1 protein-coding gene is annotated in these 1,614 nt (G+C 74.5%); it reads right to left on the bottom strand.

The window, feature by feature from the left end:
* Positions 1-58: 58 nt before the first annotated feature.
* Positions 59-1,453: an MFS transporter gene (locus tag AOK03_RS39845; RefSeq protein ID WP_055570196.1), complete on the bottom strand. Its 1,395-nt coding sequence runs from the start codon at positions 1,451-1,453 to the stop codon at positions 59-61.
* Between the last annotated feature and the right edge of the window lie 161 nt (positions 1,454-1,614).

Raw genomic sequence — 1,614 nt, 5'->3', positions numbered from 1 at the left:
GAGGTGGGTGCGTGCGTGGGGTGGGGGTGGTGCGGTGCGTGGGGTGGTACGGGGCAGGTCAGACCACTCGGGCCCGGCGGGAGCCGCCGCGGCGGGCCGAGGCGAGCAGGCCGCGGACCGTCGACAGCCAGCCCACCGCCACGATCGCGGCCGCCACCGAAAGCCCGAGCGTGCCCACCAGCGGCAGGGCGATGCCGATGCCGCCGCCGACCACCCACGCCATCTGGAGCAGCGTCTCGGAACGGGCGAACGCGGACGTGCGGACCTGCTCGGGGACGTCCCGCTGCAGCAGCGCGTCCAGGGACAGCTTGGACAGCGCCTGCGCGAAGCCCGCGCACGCGCCGAGACAGGCCACACCGACCGCCCCGAAGAACAGCGCGGACGTCACCGCCACGCCCAGCACCACCGCGACCACGGTCACGATGATCAGCTCCGGCGCCCGTGACTTCAGCCAGGCGCCGACGGCCGTGCCCAGCGCGTTGCCCGCACCCGCCGACACGCCCACGATGCCCAGCGACACGGCCGCGCTCTGCCCCGCGAGCGGATGCTCCCGCAGCAGGAACGCCAGGAAGAAGATGAGGAAGCCGGACAGGCAGCGCAGCGACGCGTTCGCGGCCAGGGCGTGGGTGACGGCCGGGCCGACCGTACGCAGCCCGAGGCGCCGCTTGCGGGACGTGTCCGAGGCCGCCTCGGCGCGGGCGTGCAGATGCAGGTGCTCCTCGTCCGCGGCCAGCAGCGCCTTGCTCTCGCCCTTCGACGAGTCCACCTTGTGCGGCAGCGAGAACGACAGGAACATCCCCGAGACGAAGATCACGAAGGCGCCGAACAGGGGCCACCGCGGCCCCAGCGCCTGCAGTCCGGCCCCGGCGGGCGCCGCCACGGCGGTCGCGAGGAGGCCGCCCAGAGTCACCCGGGAATTGGCCTTCACCAGGGAGAACCCCGGTGGCAGGAGCCGTGGCACGACAGCGCTTCTGACCACCCCGTACGCCTTGGACGCCACCAGCACGCCGAGCGCGGCGGGATACAGCTCCACGCTCCCCGACACCACCGCCCCCGACAGCACCAGCGCGAGCAGCGCGCGCGCCAGCATCGCGCCCGCCATCGCGGCGCGGCGGCCGTGCGGCAGGCGGTCGAGGAGCGGGCCGATGACCGGGGCGAGAAGCGTGAACGGCGCCATCGTGATCGCCAGATAGAGCGCCACCCGGCCGCGCGCCTCGTCCGTCGGCACGGAGAAGAAGACGGTCGAGGCGAGCGCGACGGTGATCATGACGTCGCCCGCGCCGTTGACCGCGTGCAGCTCGATCAGCTTGCCGAGCCCCGACTCGCCCGCTCCGTGGGCGTGGGTGGCCTTGCGGATGCCTCTGGCCGTGCCGGTGAAGGGCAGGTGGAGGGCGCGGCCCAGCGCACGGGCGGTCCGTCTCGCCGGGCCCGGCGAGACGGTTCCTACGGACATCGACCTGGTGGGGGCCACCCCGTCATAGTGCCCCCCTGGGGGCACTACTAGTGCGGATACCGGCAGTGAGCCGTGCCGCTGCCCTCTCCGCCGCTCCGCGGCGAGGGGGCGGGGTGGGTCTCCCCGTACCGCCGGGTGGCCGTCGCTGCGCCGCTCCGCGG

This window comes from Streptomyces atriruber (assembly GCF_001418325.1).
GTDB classification, from domain to species: Bacteria; Actinomycetota; Actinomycetes; order Streptomycetales; family Streptomycetaceae; genus Streptomyces; species Streptomyces atriruber.
The sequence above is the reverse complement of the archived record's forward strand: the minus strand, read 5'-3'. Positions and strand labels throughout refer to the sequence as shown.